The following is a 20,300-nucleotide window of genomic DNA, read 5'->3' as shown; positions in this document are numbered from 1 at the left end:
TTCGAACCCGCTCAGATCCTGGCTTTCTCCCCCTCTCTTTGGGTCCAACCTTTTTATTTCCGAATCAGCAGCGTCAGCACTTCATAGTGCGCAGTATGCGGGAACATATCGAACAGCTGCACGCGGGCGACGCGGTATGCCGCCAGGTGGCTAAAATCTTTCGCCATCGACTGCGCGTTGCAGCTGGAGTAGATGATAAACGCCGGTGCCATTTCGCTCAGATAATCGCACAAGGCTTTACCGATGCCGCGACGCGGCGGATTGACCAGCACCAGCTCCGGCACGGCGCCCTGAGCGGTGGCAAACTGCGTCGAGTCCAGCGCCTGAAAATGCAGGTTATGCAGCCCTGACTCCTGGGCTGACTGCTTCGCGCAGGCAATCGCCTCCGCCGAAATTTCAATCCCGGTCAGCATCATCTCAGGCGTGGCGCAGTGCAGGCCAAACCCGCCAACGCCGCAGAACAGATCCCACATATGCTTAACCGGCAGCTCCCGCACCCAGTCTCGCGCCGTAGCGTAAAGCTGGCTCGCCACCGACGGGTTGGTCTGGAAGAAGCTTTGCGGGCGGATCCACAGCGGTACGCCGTTAAACCGTTCAGGCAGCGCCTGCTGGTCAGTGAGGAATATTTCCTGCTCGCCTTCCATAATCGCCATGTGAACAGGCTGAATGTTCACCGAAATCACTTTCAGCTGCGGCAGCTGCGCCTGTAACCCGGGCAGCGCGGCACGCAGCTGCTCCAGTTTCGCTTCCGAACGCAGCACAAAACGCAGCATCATCCCGCCGTCAAGCTGGCTTTCCGTCAGCAGCAGGTATTTCAGCTCGCCGCGCTTGCGGGCTACGTTGTAGGGCGTGAGGCCCGCTCGGGCGATAAACGGCTTCAGGGCGCTGAATACGGGCGCAAAGGTATCAGGGTAAAGCGGGCAGTCGCAGAGATCTTCCGGCGTGCCGTCGCGGTGCAGCATACCAAGCAGCGGCTTTTCTACGCTGCCGCTGACCACCATTTTGGCTTTGTTACGAAACCCTGCTTCCGGGCCGCTGACGGGCGCACTCCAGGCTTCCACGGTCGTCGAGGAGAGCAACTGCCGGAGATCCGCCATTTTGGCGGCAAGCTGTTTGGATACCGGTTGTTCCAGCCACTGACAGGAGCGGCAGCGACCGGCATCATAGAGTGCGCACTGCATAGATTGACCTTTGAGATTTCAGGGGCCGGGATTGTAGCACCGTTATTGCAGACGGAAAAACCGGCGGCTGGCGGCGGGCACGAAAAGCAGGAACAGCACCGTCATATCCGGCAATTTTTGCATCACCAGCGTGCGGAAAATTTCCCGCTTCGACTCGCCCGCAATACTGAACAGCTCAGGATAACCATAGCCTAATGAGGCGGCCCACAGGTAGCCCGCGGCGAGCACCTGGGTCAGCAGATAGAGCCAGCGCGCCCAGTTTCGCCCCTTCACCAGCGAGAAGGCGCACCAGATTTCGATAAAGACCAGGACAAGACTGGTCAGGAAAACCAGGGTTAAGGTCCAGGTCTGGACGCTGCGGTGGATGAATTCTTCCGTGCCGCGTAAACCCAGCACGTTAAAAATCATCAGCAAATCGAGGGCACGGATAAGAATAATGGCGAGTGCCGCCACCTGCACCAGAGCAGGAACGTTCAGACTGGCATGAGATTGTCGGGTTTTAGCAAAGCGTCGCAATTGTGGCCTTCCATGAAAACGCCTCCCCCGAATGGGAGAGGCGATGACACAACTCACAAGATTTTATGCGCTTCAGCCGCGTCTTGCACGCTGGATATCACGCGCCCGCTGTTTTTCAGCCCTTGCCATCAGCAGCCAGGCGATTAAACCAATAATCCCGACTACGCCAAGGATAAGCGTTGCCAGGGCGTTGATTTCCGGATTAACCCCCATGCGCACGTTTGAGAAAACCAGCATTGGCAACGTTGTTGCACCCGGCCCGGAGACGAAGCTTGCGATGACCAGGTCATCGAGCGACAGCGTGAACGCCAGCAGCCAGCCTGAAATCACTGCGGGCATAATCATCGGTAGCGTGATGACGAAAAAGACCTTCAGCGGCGTTGCACCGAGATCCATTGCGGCTTCTTCAATCGAACTGTCGAGTTCACGCAGGCGTGAGTTAATCACCACCGCGACATACGCAGTACAGAACGTTACGTGCGCCAGCCAGATGGTCAGCATCCCGCGCTCTGACGGCCAGCCAATTGCGTGCCCCAGCGCCACAAACAGCAGCAGCAGCGACAGCCCGGTGATGACGTCCGGCATGACCAGCGGCGCGGTTATCATGAAGGCAAAGCCGTTTGAGCCACGGAAGCGCCCAAACCGTACCATCACTACCGCAGCGATTGTGCCGAGAATACACGCCATCGTTGCCGCACAGGCGGCAATCGTCAGGCTCAGGCCCACGGCGCTCATCATTGCATCGTCATGGAACAGCTCACCGTACCAGCGCGTCGACCAGCCTGCCCACACCGTCACCAGCTTCGAGCTGTTGAACGAGTAGATAACCAGCATCAGCATCGGCGCGTAGAGGAACGTGAAGCCAATCAGGAGAATCAAAATGCGCCAGGGCGAGCGTACGACCGGTAAGTTGTTCATCCGTGATCCCCCATCTGTTTTTGCTGATGCTTGTGGAACCACATGATCGGCACGATCAGCAGCAACAGCATCACCACCGCCACGGCGGACGCCACCGGCCAGTCGCGGTTATTGAAGAACTCCTGCCACAGAACGCGGCCAATCATGATAGTGTCCGGGCCGCCGAGCAGTTCCGGGATAACGAACTCCCCTACCGCCGGAATAAATACCAGCATCGAACCTGCGATAATCCCGCCTTTGGTGAGCGGCACAATCACGCTGAAGAAGGTTTTCAGCGGCTTCGCGCCAAGATCGAGCGACGCTTCCACCAGCGAATAATCAATGCGCGTCAGCGCGGTGTAAATCGGCAGCACCATAAACGGCAGGTAGGCGTAAACAATCCCGATATAAACCGCCAGGTTGGTGTGCAGAATTTCCAGCGGCTGGTGAATAATCCCGGTCCACATCAGAAAGTTGTTCAACACGCCATTGCTCTTCAGGATGCCAATCCACGCATACACGCGAATCAGAAACGACGTCCACGACGGCAGGATCACCAGCAACAGCAGAATATTGCGGGTAGACGGCTTGCTGTGCGCCACCGCCCAGGCGAGCGGATAGCCCAGCAGCAGGCAGCAAATCGTCGAGATCGCCGCCACCTGTAACGACTGCAGATACGCCTCAAAATAGAGGGGATCGTCCGTCAGCTGCAGGAAGTTGCCCAGGTTCAGCGTCAGCGTGATCTGGTCATCGGCCCATTCCCACAAATCGGTGTAGGGCGGGATGGCCCGCGCCATGTCGGCGAGGCTGATTTTGAAAACGATAAGAAACGGCAGCAAAAACAGCAGAATAAGCCAGATATACGGCAGGGCAATCACCAGCTTACGGCCATGCTTCATCTGCATTTTCGCAAGCCAGGCGGCAAAGCCCTCAGGCTGTTTCGCGCGGACCGGAGGTTCTAATGTGCTCATTGCGCCCTCCCCTATACCGTCAAAACCACACAGCTGTCAGCATCCCAGCACAGGCGTACCTCATCGCCCCAGGTCGGCTGACCTTTGCGATAGCGGTGTTCGTTTTGTAGCTGAGCGCTGATCATCTGGCCGCTTTTCAGGCGCACGTGGTAAATCGACAGATCGCCGAGATAGGCGATGTGCACCACTTCACCGACGGCAAAGTTATAGCCATCGGCAGGCGGCTCTTCGCAGAGCATGATTTTTTCCGGACGCAGCGCCACGTACACCGGCACGTTATCCACCACGGATGCATCCGGGTCGACCTTCAGCGGATGCATCAGCCCCGGCGAGTCAATCACCAGGCCATCCTCCTGCCGCTCTTTCAGCAAGCCTTCGAACACGTTGACCGAGCCGATAAACTCGGCGCTGTAACGGGTCGTCGGGTGTTCGTAAATCTCTTCCGGCTCGCCAATCTGCACGAACTTGCCGCGGTTCATGATGGCGATGCGCCCGGCCATGGTCATCGCCTCTTCCTGATCGTGGGTCACCATCACGCAGGTGACGCCAACGCGCTCAAGGATGTCCACCACCTCAAGCTGCATCCTGTCGCGCAGTTTTTTATCCAGCGCGCCCATCGGCTCATCAAGCAACAGCAGTTTTGGGCGTTTGGCGAGGCTGCGGGCCAGGGCCACACGCTGGCGCTGGCCACCGGAAAGCTGGTGCGGCTTGCGTTTGGCAAACTCCTGCATATGCACGATGGCGAGCATCTCCTGCACCCGCGCGGCAATTTCAGCCTTCGGCAGCTTGTCCTGCTTCAGGCCGAACGCGATATTCTGTTCCACGGTCATGTGCGGGAACAGCGCGTAGGACTGAAACATCATGTTGATGGGGCGCTGGTACGGCGGCACCTGCGAGAGGTCCACGCCATCCAGCACAATTTGCCCGGCGGAGGGCGACTCGAACCCTGCCAGCATGCGCAGCAGCGTGGATTTGCCACAGCCGGATGCGCCAAGCAGGGCAAAAAGTTCGCCTTTGTAGATGGTGAGGCTGACGTCATCGACGGCGTGCTGGCCGTCAAAGGATTTGGTCAGGTTGCGGATTTCCAGCAGCGGAGTCAGCGCTTTGCGGGTTTTCGCCTGTGGGCGTGGGATTGCGTCGGTCACGATGGTGCTCTCCGGCAAAAAACGAACATTTATAGGGTCCGGTACCCTACAAAGAACTTCACAGTGCAGCTGCACTGCCCTGGTGCGAATATTGCCCGTTAGCGCTTCGCTTACCGGGTCTGCAGGCATTCGTAAGCCCGACTTGTCGGCCCGGCGAGCTCAGCGCCGCCGGGCAATATTTGCCACCGGCAGGCCTGCGTTATTTACCGGTCTTAACCGTCGTCCACGAGCGGGTGATCACGCGGTCAATTTTTGGCGACAGTACGGACTGAGTGAACAGCTTCGCACGGACGTCCGCAGGCGGATAAATGCCCGGGTTGTCGCGCACTTCAGCACTGAGCAACGGCGTCGCCGCTTTGTTGGCATTGGCGTAATAAACGTGGTTACTGATATTCGCCACCACATCCGGACGCAGCAGGTAGTTCAGGAACTGATACGCCTCTTCGGTATTTTTCGCATCCTTAGGAATGGCAAACATATCGAAGTAAACCATCGCCCCTTCTTTCGGGATGGTGTAGGCGATATTCACGCCATTTTTCGCTTCCTTCGCGCGATTTGCCGCCTGCAAAATATCGCCCGACCAGCCGATGGATACGCAAATATCGCCATTGGCCAAATCGTTAATGTATTGAGAAGAGTGGAAATAGCGGATGAAAGGACGCAGCTTCAGCAGCAAATCGTTCGCCGCGCCGCTGTAATCTTTCGGATCTGAGCTGTTCGGATCTTTGCCGAGGTAGTGCAGTACGGCGGCATAGACTTCGCTTGGCGCATCCAGGAACGAAACGCCGCAGCTTTTCAGTTTTTCGAGATTTTCAGGCTTAAAGATCAGGTCCCAGCTGTCTACCGGCGCATCTTTACCAAGGGCCGCTTTTACTTTATCAACGTTATAGCCAATGCCGGTGGTCACCATCATGTACGGAATGCCGTATTTATTATCATGGTCGTTCTGCGCCACCAGCTTGAGCATGTCCGGATCGAGGTTTTTGTAATTCGGCAATTTGCTCTTATCAATCGGCTGGAAAATACCCGCCTGCGCCTGACGCTCAAGGAACTGCGACGAGGGCACCACGAGGTCGTAACCGGTACTGCCCGCCATCAGCTTACCTTCCAGCACTTCGTTGGAGTCAAAGACGTCATAGACGACTTTAATGCCGGTTTCTTTGGTGAAATTCGCCAGCGTGTCCGGGGCAATATAGTCAGACCAGTTATAGACATGCAGCGTTTTTTGTTCAGCAGAGAGCGCACCTGCAGAGACTGCCATCAGCGCACCCGCAACCAGACCCGTTAACCATTTCTTATTTAAGGCGGTCATATCTCTTTCCTTCTCAACGTCCGTTAACAATTGGACCAAAATCCAGGCACAGTGATGCATGCAAAATTCATGCATATTTTGTCAGTCTGCAAAGAAAAGGAGCCAGGTCCTCTCCCGGCAGGAATTGCTCGCGATTGCGTCAGGATTTTTCACGCTACAATACGTTAAACGCAGTGTTTCGCGCGCCATCGCTGAGGTTTCGCAAGAATAACTTTAGCCAGGGTTGTCCGCTATAGCTCGGGTAAAAAAACGCCTTTTATCAATTTTTTATGCAAGATCACTTTATGGCGTAAGCCATCAGGCGCCTTGCAGTGGTGAATAATTCTTTAACAAGCGGTTAAAAACAGAATATTGCGGTGAAGTGCGCAGCCGCGCTGGCGGCGACTGCGTTCAGAATGCGGGACTTTAGTGCAGAAAATGGAATTGCGTTTCTTCGACGGACGGCTCTTCTTCGTCGCCTTTAAACAGCAGCTGATGTGAACCGGCTTCGAGGATCACCATCGAGACCTGCTCTTCGCTCTGGCGGAAGAACCACTCAAACTGCTCGCGGGTGACGCCCACGTTGACCGACAGCGACTGACACACCACCAGCTTCGGCAGGTTATCATCCTGAATATCGAGGAATGCTTTCACCGTCAGCGAACTGGCGTTAATCGCAGAGAGGTCGGAGGCCAGCGGCAGCAGCGCGGATGGCTTCACTTCAGCGAGCGCCGAGAACAGCACGACGTTATCCAGCAGGTCGAGTTTGGCGTCGAAAATGCCCTCAAAATTCTGCATATGCGGCAGGTGCAGCGCCTGACAGGTATCGCACTCATAGAAGCTGATGCCCATTTCGTCGAGCCATTGACGTAGCGTATCCAGACCCGGAACGACGAGTGAATCCATAAACCCTGAAACCTCTTGCAGTGAAAGAAAAGCGTAACCATAGCGGAACCGCGTAACAGGTTACGCAAAAACGCGCTCAGATGCTACGAAACAGGTGAAATCCTGTGCTAGCCACCCGTTTTCAGACAAAAACCAGGCCGGGCGTGGCGCTCTATCCAGGCGATCATTTTTCCGGCGATATCCAGACCGGTGGTTTTTTCGATCCCTTCCAGTCCCGGCGAGGCGTTCACTTCCATCACCAGCGGACCACGGTTCGCGCGCAGAATGTCCACGCCTGCGACGTCCAGGCCCAGCGTCTGCACGGCCTTGATGGCAATCTCACGCTCAAGCGGGGTGATATCCGCAACCGTTGCCACGCCGCCACGATGCAGGTTCGAACGAAAGTCGCCCGCCTTCGCCCGACGCTCAATGGCTGCCACCACATCATCGCCGACGACCAGGCAGCGGATATCGCAGCCTTTGGCCTCCTGGATATATTCCTGCACCAGAATGTGCGCGTTCAGCCCGCGAAAGGCGTCGATCACGCTCTCCGCCGCCTGCCGCGTTTCGGCCAGCACCACGCCAATCCCCTGAGTGCCTTCCACCAGCTTCACCACCAGCGGCGCGCCGCCGACCATATCGATCAGATCGCTGGTGTCGTCCGGTGAATGGGCGATTCCGGTAACGGGCAAATCAATGCCCTGACGGGCCAGCAGCTGCAGCGAGCGCAGCTTATCGCGGGCCCTGGTAATGGCCACGGATTCATTGAGCGGGTAGCTGCCGAGCAGTTCAAACTGGCGCAGCGCGGCGGTGCCGTAAAAAGTGATGGCCGAGCCGATGCGTGGGATCACCGCATCATAGTGCGGAAGCTGGCGGCCTTTGTAATGAATAGAAGATGCCGCCGGGCTGATGTTCATATAGCAGGAAAGCGGGTCGAGAATATCGACCTGATGGCCGCGCTTCGTGGCGGCCTCACGCAGACGCTTACAGGACCAGAGCGTTCCGTCCCGGGACAAAATGGCGATTTTCACCCTGCACCTCACTGTGATGACCTGAATAAAACAGCCACATCATACCCGGAGTGAATTTTATCGGATAGCCCAGCCCTGCTTGTGCAGGTAGTCGAGAATAAACGGTCTGGTCTCTTTGACGATAGTGCGACGAATATGGTCACTCCACGTGTCCGCCCGCGTATTGCTGCCGCGTGAGAGGTAATAATTCGCCATCTCTTCGTCATAGCGTGCCAGCTCGACCTCATCGACCGGATGATACGCATTTTCATGCACGACAATGCTCGCCGGCAGACGCGGCTTCACACCAGGATCGTCCGCAGGCCAGCCGAGGCACAGGCCGAACAGCGGCAGCACGTGCTGCGGGAGCTTCAGAAGATCCGTAACCGCCTCGATGCTGTTGCGGATCCCACCGATATACACCCCACCAAGCCCCAATGACTCCGCGGCAATCATCGCATTCTGGCCCATTAGCGCGGTATCGACGGTACCAAGCAGGAGCTGCTCAGCACGCCCCAGTTGGGCTTCCGGGCAGATTTGCAGATGGCGGTTGAAGTCCGCACAGAACACCCAGAATTCCGCCGCCTGCGCCACGTGCTGCTGCCCGCCGGTCATTTCCACCAGCTGCTTACGCAGCTGCGGATCGGTGACGCGCACGATTGAACTGCACTGTAAAAAGCTGGAGCTGGCTGCCGCCTGCGCGCTGGCAATAATCGCTTCGCGCTGCGCCTGGGTAATGGGCTCAGCGGTAAAGTGACGAATGGAACGGTGGCTTAACAGCAGATCAATGGTTGGCGTCATCGCGTTTTTCCTGGTCGGACGAAATCGGTTTATCATGGCGCTGCATCAGCTGTGGGGCAACGGTTTGTGCCATCCCGCGAAACAGCGCCACGGCGGCGGGGATCATCAACATGATGCCCGCAAAAATCATGATTATCCCGGCCATCGGGCTTGCGAACGGCGCGGGTAAGGTGACGTAGTGGTTGAGTGAAAGCCAGGCCAGCACCAGCAGCACCATGCCGAGGGCTTCCAGGATCAACACGCTTTTGGGCAAAGCGCCGAGTGAACGCATTATCAGTCTCCGGAAAACGAGTATAACGTCGAGGATAGCAACTGTACCTGGCGAAACAAGCTCTGTATCGGGCAAAGCCATCGGAACGAAAGGCAGAATCTTCTTTCCGGAAAGCGGGCACGCAGGCATCATAAGCCCCATTCGCCGACAGGCTCAGTTTCAGGAGAGAAAACAATGTTTACCGTTATTTTTGGTCGTCCGGGTTGCCCTTACTGCGTTCGTGCTAAAGAACTGGCTGAAAAGCTGACCAACGAGCGTGATGATTTTAACTTCCGTTACATCGATATTCATGCGGAAGGGATCAGCAAGGCAGACCTTGAGCAGACCGTGGGCAAACCGGTTGAGACCGTGCCACAGATTTTCGTTGATCAGAATCACATCGGTGGCTTCACCGATTTCGAAGCCTGGGCGAAAGAGAACCTGGGACTCTACGCTTAAGATACCGCGTGGGCGTTACTCGCGCCCACGCTTTGCGTTCACCAGCCCACTGATAAATAAGAAACAGAGCGCCCCCAGCGCACACCAGAATACCGCACTGAAGATCCACGCCAGCTCCTGCCAGATGGAACGATCGGTAAAAACCCCGACCCGCATCACCACCAGACATACCGGTGCCGCCAGAATGGCGCCCAGCACAGGAAACAGCAGACGCTGCTTGCTTGAGATAAAACTTGCCACAGCCCCAGGGACAGCAAAGAACAGCAGGCCCAGCTCCGGACGTCCCGACACGCGAAAGGCACCTTTTACATTCAGTAACAGAATAAGGCATACCGCAATAAAGAGGATAAAACAGCAGATAACCCCTGCCCAGGCTCGCTCAGATCTCAAAATTCCTCCTGATTATTCTCTATCAAACTCAATGACACCCGGTTGGATAAAGTTTCCGGCAATCCATGCCGTAAAGCACTTACGTAAGCTCAAACGATTGTGACTAGCCGCAGCAATCAGGAACGATTAAACTAGCGGCCTTAATTTGATGGTGAAAGCCGTCGTCCTTTTTATTGAAAACACTCAGGCGGCGCAGGGAAGACATTAGCCCAAATAACCATTCCTTTCAACAACTTACTCGTAAACAAGAAGTTGACTTCCGTGAATATAAACGTCGCAGACTTGTTAAATGGGAATTACATCCTGTTATTATTTGTGGTACTGGCGCTGGGCCTGTGTCTGGGAAAATTGCGCCTTGGATCCATCCAACTGGGTAATTCCATTGGCGTTTTAGTGGTCTCTTTGTTATTAGGTCAGCAGCACTTCAGTATTAACACTGATGCCCTGAACCTGGGCTTTATGCTGTTTATTTTCTGCGTCGGCGTGGAAGCCGGACCCAACTTTTTTTCTATCTTTTTCCGCGACGGTAAAAATTACCTCATGCTGGCGCTGGTCATGGTGGGCACTGCACTGGTCATGACGCTGGGGCTTGGGAAGCTGTTTGGCTGGGATATCGGCCTGACCGCCGGGATGCTGGCAGGCGCCATGACGTCTACCCCCGTGCTGGTAGGCGCAGGGGACACGCTGCGCCACTCCGGCATGGCGGGGAACGAACTGGCTACCGCGCTTGATCATCTGAGTCTCGGCTACGCCCTCACCTACCTTATTGGCCTGGTGAGCCTGATCCTCGGCGCACGCTATCTGCCAAAACTTCAGCATCAGGATCTGCAAACCAGCGCCCAGCAGATTGCTCGCGAGCGCGGCCTCGACACCGATTCCAATCGCAAAGTCTACCTGCCGGTGATTCGCGCCTACCGTGTTGGCCCGGAACTGGTCGCCTGGGCCGACGGAAAAAACCTGCGCGAACTGGGCATCTATCGCCAGACGGGCTGCTACATCGAACGTATTCGTCGCAACGGCATTCTGGCAAACCCGGACGGCGACGCGGTATTGCAAATGGGTGACGAAATCGCCCTGGTCGGCTACCCCGATGCGCATGCACGCCTTGATCCAAGCTTCCGTAACGGCAAAGAAGTGTTCGACCGCGACCTGCTCGACATGCGCATCGTCACCGAAGAAGTCGTCGTCAAAAACCACAACGTAGTCGGCCGCCGCCTGGCGCAGATGAAGCTCACCGATCACGGCTGCTTCCTGAACCGCGTCATCCGCAGCCAGATTGAAATGCCAATTGACGACAACATCGTGCTGAACAAAGGCGACGTGTTGCAGGTCAGCGGCGACGCGCGCCGCGTGAAAACCATCGCCGATCGCATTGGCTTTATCTCCATTCATAGCCAGGTCACCGACCTGCTCGCCTTCTGCGCGTTCTTTATCGTCGGCCTGATGATCGGCATGATCACCTTCCAGTTCAGCTCCTTCAGCTTTGCGGTAGGTAACGCGGCAGGTCTGCTGTTCGCAGGAATCATGCTCGGCTTCCTGCGAGCCAACCACCCGACGTTTGGCTACATCCCGCAGGGCGCGCTGAATATGGTTAAAGAGTTCGGCCTGATGGTATTCATGGCCGGCGTCGGCCTGAGCGCTGGCAGCGGTATTGGCCACGGCCTGGGCGCGATTGGCGGTCAGATGCTGGTTGCTGGCCTGCTGGTCAGCCTTGGCCCGGTCGTTATCTGCTTCCTGTTCGGCGCATACGTGCTGCGGATGAACCGCGCCATGCTGTTTGGCGCAATGATGGGCGCACGCACCTGCGCCCCGGCAATGGAAATTATCAGCGACACCGCCCGCAGCAATATTCCGGCACTGGGCTATGCAGGCACCTACGCCATCGCTAACGTGTTGTTAACGCTGGCAGGGACGCTGATTATCGTCATCTGGCCTGGCCTGGGATAAATCTGAAGAAAGGCAAACGCAGAAAAAAAACGCCTGACGGGCAGAACTTTTTGATAGCGCGTCAGTCATAACTTATGCCACTGCTTTTCTTTGATGTCCCCATTTTGTGGAGCCCATCAACCCCGCCGGATTCGGTTCAAGGTTGATGGGTTTTTTGTTGCCTGGAGTTCGAGGCTTTTGACATCAGGTGGTTAGAGCGCTGGTTTGGTGTGAGTGGTGCAAAGCGGCAACTGATTTTAAAGTTGCAACATTTCAACCAACTTCATGTAAGAACAACCGGAAGCACCGGCTGATTGCTGATACCAATGTGCCTGCACAGATGTACAGTAAGGGCACATCTTGTAATGAATTTGACGTTCCCCCCTGAGCCCCGGCGCTATAACAGGTGATGTGATGATTCAGACACTGCTGAAAAACCAGTTATCTGATCAAAACTGAATGGCTTCAGACATGCTGCAAGCTGCCCCCCCGCATAGCGCTATTAACTATTTTTTACCGCCTTGTTGGTCTGTAAAAACGCGTTACTCTTAAGCAACAGATCACTGGCCTTAACGTTATCCTTAATTAACCATTCGGCTTCTGATACTCTCACACCTTTAATCAGAGCAAGAAACCCGCACATCAAGAATTCTCCCCCCATTACAGTGTAGAATAAAAATTGTTTTAATACGGGCAATGCTCTAATAGAATCAGAGATCCCTGGCTGAATGACAAAGATGTAAAACGGCCCAACTAACAGTGGGACTATAAACAATATAAATGTTAAAAAACAGAGGCATTTCACAAACTTTCTATATTCGCTGTTCCTATACCTTTTATTTTTCCATTCAAAAAGCGTGATCCCTCTTTCTTCAATCGTTATGTATTGTCTATATTTTTTCAAAGAATGAATAACACGAACCGGATCTGTGACCGATAGTAATCTTTCGCGCTGTAAAGGGGATAGCGTTGGACCTCCTGTAAATGCAGCGATACCAAACTCTCTCCCAAGCCTTTCAAAATCGCTGGAGTGTGTTTTTTCATACATGTAGTAGGCAAAGGAACTTTGCTTCGAATACTGATTGAAATAACGATTTGATTCAAAATCGACCCACTTACGAATTGAAATGATTAATATAGGTAAACCAAGAATCAATGAAGCGACAGGTATAAATTTTATGAAATCCATTTATCATCCCTCAGAAAATAGTTTTCTAATCCAACATTCCAAGAATATAGGGGAGCCCCCCTGCCGGAATATTTAAACCTTGACTAAAACCAACAATCTCAAAGCTACCATCACAGTCCCGAACATTTACCGCCTCTTTAATATCAGAGCCTCCGTTGTGCTTAAGCTACATATAAGCAGAAATTAACATTTTACAGACTCCTATTGGTTATAATTTTCTTCGTGATAAGCCAATAATCCTTTTATCAATAATGTTTTATTCGCTTATCGTACACATGGAAAATCGAGAGAGGAAAGATTTCTCCAACGAAATATCTGAAATAACTTCCTCATCAATTTATCACCACGCCCCCTCCTCCCGAACCATATGCACGATATTACATGGGCTCATAATCCAGCCGCCTTTAAAGCTTTCAGGTAACGGCTCCACGACATTGCAGCGTATTACGCCCTTCTCTTCCAGCTCTTTTTCTGTGTGCGCAAAGTTAGGGGTAAAAAGTTCCAGCCAGATTTCGGCCTGGCTCAGGGCAGGCGCTTCATCAATCCACAGCCGGTTTGGACCGAAAGCAAATCCCACAGCTGGTGGTTTGTCAGTGATTTCCTCCAGCCCAAGCGTGTCGCGATAAAATTCTATCGTTTGCTGATACTGGTGCGACGGTACTTTCAACGCGATATCAATACCGCCTTTGATGTCTGCCTTCATATAACTACTCCTGCTGAAAAATTAACCACAGATAGTTCAGTATGTCGCAGCATCGCGGTTTCCGGCCAACTTGCACCAGTCTGCATATTACCCATACTTCTGAAAAACGAATACGTGAGGGGGAACCGTGATGATGCTTCAGGGCAAAGTTGCTGTGATCTTTGGAGGCAGCGGCGCAATAGGCCGTTCGGTCGCGCTGGCGATGGCGCGGGAAGGTGCTCAGGTCTGGCTTCTCGCTCGCGAACAGGCTCGACTCGAAAATGCTCTGGCCGAAGTACGCGCAGCAGGATTCGCTGCAAATACCCTCATCGTTGATGTTCTTGATGAGCAATCTACGCTCGACCAGACGGCAAAACTGGCCCAACAAACCGGCGGAATTGACATCGTCGTGAATGCTACGGGTTTTATGCACGATCAGGGTAAAGGGATTCTGGAGCTCAGCCTGTCCGAATTCAGGCAAGGATTCGATCCGTTTTTATCAGCGATGTTCAATATTTCAAAGGCGGTGACGCCACATATGGGCGGCGATCGGGCAGGTGTGATTCTGACTGTTATCGCACCTGCCGGAGCGATGGTGATGCCAAATCACCTGGGTCATATTGTCGGCTGTGCAGGCACCGAGGCTTTTGTTAAATCGCTCGCCAGTGAGCTTGGGCCAAAGAACATTCGGGTGGTTGGCGTGCGTTCTCATGCCATTGTCGATGCGGTCGCCGCCGGGTCTTATACCGCAGAAATCTTTGCACCAAAGGCGCAGGCGATGGGCATAACCGTTGAGCAGTGGTTAGGTGGCGCGGCGCAAAGCACAATGCTTCAACGCCTGCCTACGCTTGCTCAGGTAGCAGATCTCATGGTTTTTCTCGCATCCGAACGCGCCTGCGCCATGACAGCGACAGTCGTGAATGTTACCGCCGGAGCGACAACAAGCTAAATCGCGGCAATTCTCCCCACCATCTCGCGGATCTCCGCTTTACCCAGCGGAGTACGGTCCGTCACAAAATGCAGAGTCATCCCTTCAATAAACGCATCCAGCGCGCGGGCGGTTGCCGGATCGAACCACTGCTCCAGCACCTGCTGGCTACCCTGCATCCAGTTTTGCATCACGTTTTTAAGCGCCGGTTTGCAGCCGATAAACGCATACAGCTGATACATCAGCTCCATGTTGCGCGTCGTCGTGACCTGCGCGCTGAAAATCAGCTGCGTGATTGCGTCACAGGCCTGCTGTGGGGAGTTCACTTCGGCAAAAAACGCTTTGTATTGCACCAGCATGTCATCGGTGAAGCCGCTGAACGCTTCTTCGAGTAGCGCGTCTATGCCGCTGAAATAATAAGTCATCGACCCCAGCGGCACGTCGGCGCAGCTGGCGATTTTGCGGTGCGTGACTGCCTGAATACCGTGATGCGCGATGGTGTCCAGCGTCGCCTGCAGGATCCTTTCGCGTCGTTGCGGATCGTTGGGTCTACGGGCCATCATTTTTCCTTTTGTGATTTGTGTACAAATGTACACAACCTTGCTAGTGTTGTCTCTCCCTCTTTTTGTACAGGCAGTATACGGATGACGTCGCTTTCTCCCCGCCGGGCCCTGCAGTTGCGTATGTGGGCGCTGTTTATGTTCTTCTTTTTGCCAGGCCTGCTGATGGCCTCCTGGGCCACGCGAACGCCCGCCATCCGTGACATTCTGTCGGTCAATACGGCCGGAATGGGTATTGTGCTGTTTGGCCTGTCGATAGGCTCGATGAGCGGCATACTCTGCTCGGCGTGGCTGGTTAAGCGCTTTGGCACCCGCAAAGTCATTCGCACCACCATGTCCTGCGCACTGGTCGGAATGCTCATGCTGAGCCTCGCGCTGTGGCTCGCCTCACCCTTCTTTTTCGCCTTTGGTCTGATGGTCTTTGGCGCAAGCTTCGGGGCCGCCGAAGTGGCCATTAACGTTGAAGGTGCCGCCGTCGAGCGAGAAATGAAAAAGACCGTGCTGCCCATGATGCACGGCTTTTACAGCTTCGGCACGCTGGTCGGTGCCGGAATCGGCATGGCGCTGACGGCGTTTGGAACACCTGCCACGATCCATATTCTTCTCGCCGCGCTCTTCGGCATTGCACCCATTGCGATTGCCATTAAAGCCATTCCCGAAGGCACCGGTAAAAACTCCGCCGAAAACAGCGAACATCATGAAAAAGGCGTGCCGTTCTGGCGGGACGGGCAACTTATGCTAATTGGCGTGGTGGTGCTGGCGATGGCCTTTGCCGAAGGCTCCGCCAACGACTGGCTGCCGCTGCTGATGGTGGACGGTCACGGCTTCAGCCCAACATCCGGTTCGCTGATTTACGCAGGCTTTACCCTCGGGATGACCGTCGGGCGCTTTACCGGCGGCTGGTTTATCGACCGCTACAGCCGCGTGGCCGTCGTTCGCGCCAGTGCCATCATGGGCGCACTCGGCATTGCGCTGATTATCTTTGTTGACGTCGACTGGATTGCCGGCGTCTCCGTTATTCTCTGGGGGCTCGGTGCGTCACTCGGCTTCCCGCTCACCATTTCTGCCGCCAGCGACACCGGCCCGGACGCGCCAACCCGCGTCAGCGTTGTTGCCACCACCGGCTACCTGGCATTCCTCGTGGGCCCACCGCTCCTCGGCTTCCTCGGTGAGCATTACGGCCTGCGCAGCGCCATGCTGGCGGTACTGTCGTTAGTCATAGTTGCCGCACTGGTGGCACGCGCGGTCGCCAAACCTGATTCTGAACCCGTTACGGAGAGAGCATGATGAGTATCAAACTGATTGCCGTCGATATGGATGGAACCTTTCTCAACGATGATAAGCGCTACAATCGGGCGCGCTTTCTCGCGCAGTATCAGCAGATGCAGGCCCAGGGCATTCGCTTTGTGGTCGCCAGCGGCAACCAGTACTGGCAGCTAATTTCCTTCTTTCCGGAGATCGCCGATGAGATAGCCTTCGTGGCCGAAAACGGCGGCTGGGTGCGGGATGCGGGTGAAGATATCTTCAACTGTGAGCTGCCTGCCGGGCATTTCCGTAAGGTAGTGGATTTTCTGCACACCCTGCCGGATGTGGAAATCATCGCCTGCGGCAAGCGCAGTGCATATACCCTGAAGCGCTACAACGATGAGCTGAAGGCGATGGCCGCGCTCTATTATCACCGCCTTGAGTTTGTCGACAGCTTCGATAACCTGGACGATACCTTCCTGAAGTTTGGCCTGAACCTGCCAGACAGGCTGGTGCCGGAGGTCCAGAAAGCCCTGCATGAGGGCGTCGGCGACCTGATGACCGCCGTCACTACGGGGCACGGCAATATCGATCTGATCATTCCGGGCGTGCACAAAGCCAACGGTCTGCGCATCCTGCAACAGCGCTGGGGTATTGAGGATCATGAAGTCGTGACGTTCGGTGACAGCGGCAACGACCTGGAGATGCTGCGCCAGGCGGGGTTTGGCTTTGCGATGCAGAATGCGTGCGAAGCGGCCATTGAAGCGGCCAACCACCGCGCCCCGCACAACAATGACGAAGGCGTGCTGCAGGTGATTGATAAAGTTTTAAGGCGGGAAGCGCCTTTCTGTTAACGGGTGGTCATTTCCGTGTGGCGGCGCTGCCTTACCCGGCCTACAAATCGCGCTTCTGTAGGTCGGGCAAACAACGTGCCGCCCGGCATTTCATCAATTTACTGCTGCGAACTACCGACCGCTTTATCCTTCAGGAAGTAGGCAATCAGCCCCAGCCAGATTAGGCCGTTAGCAAGGTTAAACACGCTGAACAGGCCGTTGCCACCAGACTGATAGGCGTGCTTGCTCACCTCAATACCGACGGTGAAAATCAGCATCTGCAGCATCCCCATCGCCGCTGATACCGTGCCCTTACTCATGTCGCTGGCGAACAGGGTCAAACGTACCAGGCCCGCGTTGGCTATCCCGATGCCGAAAGCGTAAACGCTTAAGCCTGCGGTCATCCACAGATAAGCGTGGCTGGACACAACTGTTGCAGCTGCGGCGATAACCAACCCGGCCATAATCGGCCAGCCTCCCGCGATAATCAGCCAGCGCACGGTTTTGCGCGAGGTCAGCTTCGCCAGCACCAGGTTGCCGACAATCAGTGCACCAAATATTGGCACCTGCAGCAGGCCATATTCGTAAGTGCTGGCCTGTTCCCCGCTGATGATAATCACCGGCGACTGCGCAATCCACGCCAGCAGCGGCAGGCTGACAAAGCCCGTCGCCAGCGCTCCGGCCACAAATCGCAGGTTCTTCAGCACCAGGCCATAGTCTTTGCCAAGCTCTTTTACCGATAGCTTCTCGCCGAGCCGCGTCGCGGTTTCCGGCATCGCCCGCTGCAGGCCAAAAAAGGAGATCAGCGCCAGGGCGGCAAACAGCACAAACATCGTTTCCCAGGGCGCAAGGTGCACCCAGGCGGCCCCCACCAGCGGCCCGAGCAGCGGCGCAATCAGCGCTACGTTCGCCATCAGCGCGGTGATTTTGATACACACCGCTTCCTCAAACGACTCCTGAATTGCGGCGTAGCCCACCGCACCAATAAAGCACAGGCTGATGCCCTGCAGGAAGCGCAGGAAGGTGAACTGTTCAATGTTTTGCGCCAGCAGCGTGGCGAGGCAGGTGACAATGAACCATACCACGCCGGTCAGCATCACCGGACGACGGCCAATACGGTCCGACAGCGGCCCAAGGAGCCACTGTAAAAACATCCCGCCAGCCAGATAGGCGGTCATCGAGGTTGGCACCCACTCCATCCCGGCGTTGAACTGCTCAACCACCGCCAACATGCCCGGCTGGATCATGTCGTTACCGATATAGGTTGAGAATTCGTAAAGCACCAGACAGAGCGGAAAAAGTAACGCCTGACGACCGAGGCGTTTGCCAGAAAGTGAAGGGTTTTGCATGCAATCTCTTAACGGTAAAAAATCGCGTGAAGTGTAATGAATGATAGTGGATGACGATAGCGAAAAGTGCGTGAAACACCCTGTTACAGCACAAATTTACTCGTTTAAGGTTCGCTTAAGTTGCGGACCCTATACTGCCGCCAGTGAAAGCAGAAAAATTAACGCTGACCTCAACCGCCTGACAATTAAGACAATCCCTCTTACTTGTCCCGGCGTTAATTTTTTAAGGTGAGCACCGTCATCAAACTGTAAGAGCCCGCACGCTATGCTGGAAAATTTGAATACCTCGCTGTTTTACTGGATTAACGCCACCCCGGCGTCGCCGCAGTGGATGATCTCGCTCGCGATTTTCATCGCCAAAGATCTGATCAATATCGTGCCGCTGCTGGCGGTTGCGCTCTGGCTCTGGGGGCCGCGCAAGCAGGTCTGTGCCCAGCGTCAGTTGGTGATTAAGGTGGCGATGGCGATTGGCGTAAGCCTGCTGCTTTCGTGGGTTGTTGGTCACATTTATCCGCACGACAGACCGTTTGTTGACGGTATCGGCTATAACTTCCTGCATCACTCTGCGGATGACTCCTTCCCAAGCGACCACGGTACGGTGATTTTTACCTTTGCGCTGGCGTTCCTGTTCTGGCATCGCCTGTGGTCTGGCGTAGTACTGCTGGCTATTGGCTGCGCGATTGCCTGGTCCCGCGTTTACCTCGGCGTGCACTGGCCGCTTGATATGGTCGGCGGCTTCCTCTCCGGACTCAGCGGCTGTCTCGCCTCCCAGGTGCTGTGGCTGATGTTTGGCGAAGCCATCTACCGCCGGTTGCAGGCCATGTACCGCTTCTGCTTCTCGCTGCCTATCCGCAAAGGCTGGATACGTGACTAAGCCGGGCGGCAGAGGTAAAATCGCCGCCGGACCCTTCGCCTGCCGCGACGGGCATTAAGGCTTACAGGGGTTTTATGGAAACACGGCGCGATGAGCGAATCAGCCAGCTTATTCAGGCTCTCAAACGTAGCGATAAGCTCCACCTGAAGGAAGCCGCCGCGCTGATCGGCGTGTCGGAGATGACCATTCGCCGCGACCTCAACAGCCATCGCGGTCCCGTAGTGCTGCTCGGTGGCTACGTCGTACTGGAGCCCCGCAGCGCCAGCCATTATTTACTGAGCGATCAGAAAACCCGCCTGGTGGACGAAAAGCGCCAGGCTGCCCGCCTGGCGGCAAAGCTGCTGAAAGCCCATCAGATGGCCTTTTTTGACTGCGGCACGACCACGCCGTGGATAATCGACGCCATTGATGACGAACTGCCGTTTACCGGCGTCTGCTATTCTCTGAATACCTTTCTGGCCTTGCAGGATAAGCCACTTTGTCGGGCCATACTCTGCGGCGGTGAATTTCATGCCAGCAATGCTATCTTCAAGCCGCTCAGCCCACAGGACACGCTGAGCCATCTCTGCCCGGACATCGCCTTTTATTCCGCAGCAGGCGTTCATGCCAAACTGGGCGCAACCTGTTTTAATCTTGATGAACTGCCGGTGAAACACTGGGCGTTATCCAGCGCGCAGAAGCATGTCCTGGTGGTCGATCACAGTAAATTTGGCAAGGTAAGACCGGCGAGAATGGGTGAGATTGCGAAGTTTAACGTTATCGCCAGCGACCGCCGCCCGGATGACGAACTGGCGGCGCTGGCTAAACAGCACGGGATCGCGCTGCTGTTCGATAAATAATACATTTTGCCCGGCGGCGCTTCGCTTGCGCGGGCCTACAGAAAGGTAGCCCGATTCTCCAGGCCCTGTAAGGCGTAGC

General features: G+C 55.3%; 22 protein-coding genes. 7 read left to right on the top strand and 15 right to left on the bottom strand.

Annotation, left to right across the window (positions count from 1 at the left end):
* Positions 1 to 53 precede the first annotated feature (53 nt).
* The 10 genes from rlmC to AB1287_RS06925 all read right to left on the bottom strand — a co-directional run bounded on the left by rlmC (position 54) and on the right by AB1287_RS06925 (position 8,968).
* Positions 54 to 1,181, bottom strand: coding sequence for a 23S rRNA (uracil(747)-C(5))-methyltransferase RlmC (gene rlmC, locus AB1287_RS06970; RefSeq protein ID WP_435617343.1), 1,128 nt, complete (start codon positions 1,179 to 1,181; stop codon positions 54 to 56).
* A gap of 42 nt (positions 1,182 to 1,223) precedes the next feature.
* Positions 1,224 to 1,697, bottom strand: coding sequence for a YbjO family protein (locus AB1287_RS06965; protein WP_312628915.1), 474 nt, complete (start codon positions 1,695 to 1,697; stop codon positions 1,224 to 1,226).
* 72 nt (positions 1,698 to 1,769) lie between these two features.
* Positions 1,770 to 2,615: a putrescine ABC transporter permease PotI gene (potI, locus tag AB1287_RS06960; RefSeq protein WP_312628914.1), complete on the bottom strand. Its 846-nt coding sequence runs from the start codon at positions 2,613 to 2,615 to the stop codon at positions 1,770 to 1,772.
* The gene (gene potH, locus AB1287_RS06955) at positions 2,612 to 3,565 is read right to left on the bottom strand and encodes a putrescine ABC transporter permease PotH (RefSeq protein WP_312628913.1); all 954 of its coding nucleotides are present in this window, start codon (positions 3,563 to 3,565) and stop codon (positions 2,612 to 2,614) included. Before potH ends, potI begins: the two co-directional genes overlap by 4 nt.
* 11 nt (positions 3,566 to 3,576) lie before the next feature.
* A complete protein-coding gene (gene potG / locus AB1287_RS06950) occupies positions 3,577 to 4,710 on the bottom strand; it encodes a putrescine ABC transporter ATP-binding subunit PotG (protein ID WP_312628912.1) in 1,134 nt (377 codons plus the stop codon).
* 199 nt (positions 4,711 to 4,909) lie between these two features.
* Positions 4,910 to 6,022, bottom strand: coding sequence for a spermidine/putrescine ABC transporter substrate-binding protein PotF (gene potF / locus AB1287_RS06945; protein WP_435617342.1), 1,113 nt, complete (start codon positions 6,020 to 6,022; stop codon positions 4,910 to 4,912).
* Positions 6,023 to 6,427: 405 nt separating this feature from the next.
* Positions 6,428 to 6,907, bottom strand: a complete 480-nt coding sequence (locus AB1287_RS06940; RefSeq protein WP_312628909.1) for a YbjN domain-containing protein — start codon at positions 6,905 to 6,907, stop codon at positions 6,428 to 6,430.
* Between the two features lie 107 nt (positions 6,908 to 7,014).
* Positions 7,015 to 7,917, bottom strand: coding sequence for a 30S ribosomal protein S6--L-glutamate ligase (gene rimK / locus AB1287_RS06935; RefSeq protein ID WP_435617341.1), 903 nt, complete (start codon positions 7,915 to 7,917; stop codon positions 7,015 to 7,017).
* Positions 7,918 to 7,974: 57 nt separating this feature from the next.
* Entirely contained in the window at positions 7,975 to 8,697 is a 723-nt protein-coding gene (gene nfsA / locus AB1287_RS06930; RefSeq protein WP_312628905.1) for an oxygen-insensitive NADPH nitroreductase, read from the bottom strand.
* Positions 8,681 to 8,968, bottom strand: coding sequence for a DUF1418 family protein (locus AB1287_RS06925; protein ID WP_312628903.1), 288 nt, complete (start codon positions 8,966 to 8,968; stop codon positions 8,681 to 8,683). Before AB1287_RS06925 ends, nfsA begins: the two co-directional genes overlap by 17 nt.
* A 174-nt stretch (positions 8,969 to 9,142) precedes the next feature.
* Between AB1287_RS06925 and AB1287_RS06920 the strand changes: the two genes are divergently transcribed.
* Positions 9,143 to 9,406: a GrxA family glutaredoxin gene (locus AB1287_RS06920; protein ID WP_435617340.1), complete on the top strand. Its 264-nt coding sequence runs from the start codon at positions 9,143 to 9,145 to the stop codon at positions 9,404 to 9,406.
* A gap of 15 nt (positions 9,407 to 9,421) precedes the next feature.
* On the opposite strand, the gene AB1287_RS06915 is transcribed toward AB1287_RS06920, so the two are convergent.
* Positions 9,422 to 9,796, bottom strand: a complete 375-nt coding sequence (locus AB1287_RS06915; RefSeq protein WP_312628900.1) for an inner membrane protein YbjM — start codon at positions 9,794 to 9,796, stop codon at positions 9,422 to 9,424.
* Between the two features lie 261 nt (positions 9,797 to 10,057).
* Between AB1287_RS06915 and AB1287_RS06910 the strand changes: the two genes are divergently transcribed.
* A complete protein-coding gene (locus AB1287_RS06910; RefSeq protein ID WP_312628899.1) occupies positions 10,058 to 11,743 on the top strand; it encodes an aspartate:alanine antiporter in 1,686 nt (561 codons plus the stop codon).
* A gap of 481 nt (positions 11,744 to 12,224) precedes the next feature.
* On the opposite strand, the gene AB1287_RS06905 is transcribed toward AB1287_RS06910, so the two are convergent.
* Positions 12,225 to 12,911, bottom strand: a complete 687-nt coding sequence (locus AB1287_RS06905) for a hypothetical protein (RefSeq protein ID WP_435617339.1) — start codon at positions 12,909 to 12,911, stop codon at positions 12,225 to 12,227.
* 340 nt (positions 12,912 to 13,251) lie between these two features.
* Positions 13,252 to 13,614 (bottom strand): VOC family protein, encoded by a 363-nt coding sequence (locus AB1287_RS06900; protein ID WP_435617338.1) that lies wholly within the window; start codon positions 13,612 to 13,614, stop codon positions 13,252 to 13,254.
* Between the two features lie 130 nt (positions 13,615 to 13,744).
* On the opposite strand from AB1287_RS06900, the gene AB1287_RS06895 reads away from it, so the two are divergent.
* Complete coding sequence (locus AB1287_RS06895; RefSeq protein ID WP_435617504.1) at positions 13,745 to 14,542, top strand: SDR family NAD(P)-dependent oxidoreductase; 798 nt, start codon at positions 13,745 to 13,747, stop codon at positions 14,540 to 14,542.
* Here the strand turns inward: AB1287_RS06895 and AB1287_RS06890 are convergent.
* Positions 14,539 to 15,081, bottom strand: a complete 543-nt coding sequence (locus AB1287_RS06890; RefSeq protein ID WP_435617503.1) for a TetR/AcrR family transcriptional regulator — start codon at positions 15,079 to 15,081, stop codon at positions 14,539 to 14,541. The two genes, AB1287_RS06895 and AB1287_RS06890, sit on opposite strands and share 4 nt — an antisense overlap.
* Positions 15,082 to 15,165: 84 nt before the next feature.
* On the opposite strand from AB1287_RS06890, the gene AB1287_RS06885 reads away from it, so the two are divergent.
* A complete protein-coding gene (locus tag AB1287_RS06885) occupies positions 15,166 to 16,368 on the top strand; it encodes an MFS transporter (protein WP_435617337.1) in 1,203 nt (400 codons plus the stop codon).
* Complete coding sequence (locus AB1287_RS06880) at positions 16,368 to 17,180, top strand: Cof-type HAD-IIB family hydrolase (protein ID WP_435617502.1); 813 nt, start codon at positions 16,368 to 16,370, stop codon at positions 17,178 to 17,180. The genes AB1287_RS06885 and AB1287_RS06880 overlap by 1 nt, the downstream gene beginning before the upstream one ends.
* A 98-nt stretch (positions 17,181 to 17,278) precedes the next feature.
* On the opposite strand, the gene AB1287_RS06875 is transcribed toward AB1287_RS06880, so the two are convergent.
* Entirely contained in the window at positions 17,279 to 18,508 is a 1,230-nt protein-coding gene (locus tag AB1287_RS06875) for an MFS transporter (protein WP_312628890.1), read from the bottom strand.
* Positions 18,509 to 18,773: 265 nt separating this feature from the next.
* Here AB1287_RS06875 and ybjG point away from each other — a divergent pair, with 265 nt between their 5' ends.
* Both ybjG and deoR read left to right on the top strand, forming a co-directional pair.
* Positions 18,774 to 19,382 carry an undecaprenyl-diphosphate phosphatase gene (ybjG, locus tag AB1287_RS06870; RefSeq protein ID WP_312628889.1) on the top strand — a complete coding sequence of 203 codons (609 nt, stop codon included), beginning with the start codon at positions 18,774 to 18,776 and terminating at the stop codon, positions 19,380 to 19,382.
* 74 nt (positions 19,383 to 19,456) lie between these two features.
* The gene (gene deoR / locus AB1287_RS06865) at positions 19,457 to 20,221 is read left to right on the top strand and encodes a DNA-binding transcriptional repressor DeoR (protein ID WP_312628888.1); all 765 of its coding nucleotides are present in this window, start codon (positions 19,457 to 19,459) and stop codon (positions 20,219 to 20,221) included.
* Positions 20,222 to 20,300: the final 79 nt, after the last annotated feature.

Origin of the sequence: Scandinavium sp. UTDF21-P1B, assembly GCF_040750395.1 — a bacterium.
Classification (GTDB): domain Bacteria; phylum Pseudomonadota; class Gammaproteobacteria; order Enterobacterales; family Enterobacteriaceae; genus Scandinavium.
Note: the sequence above shows the minus strand (reverse complement) of the source record. Positions and strands in the feature narration are given on the sequence as shown.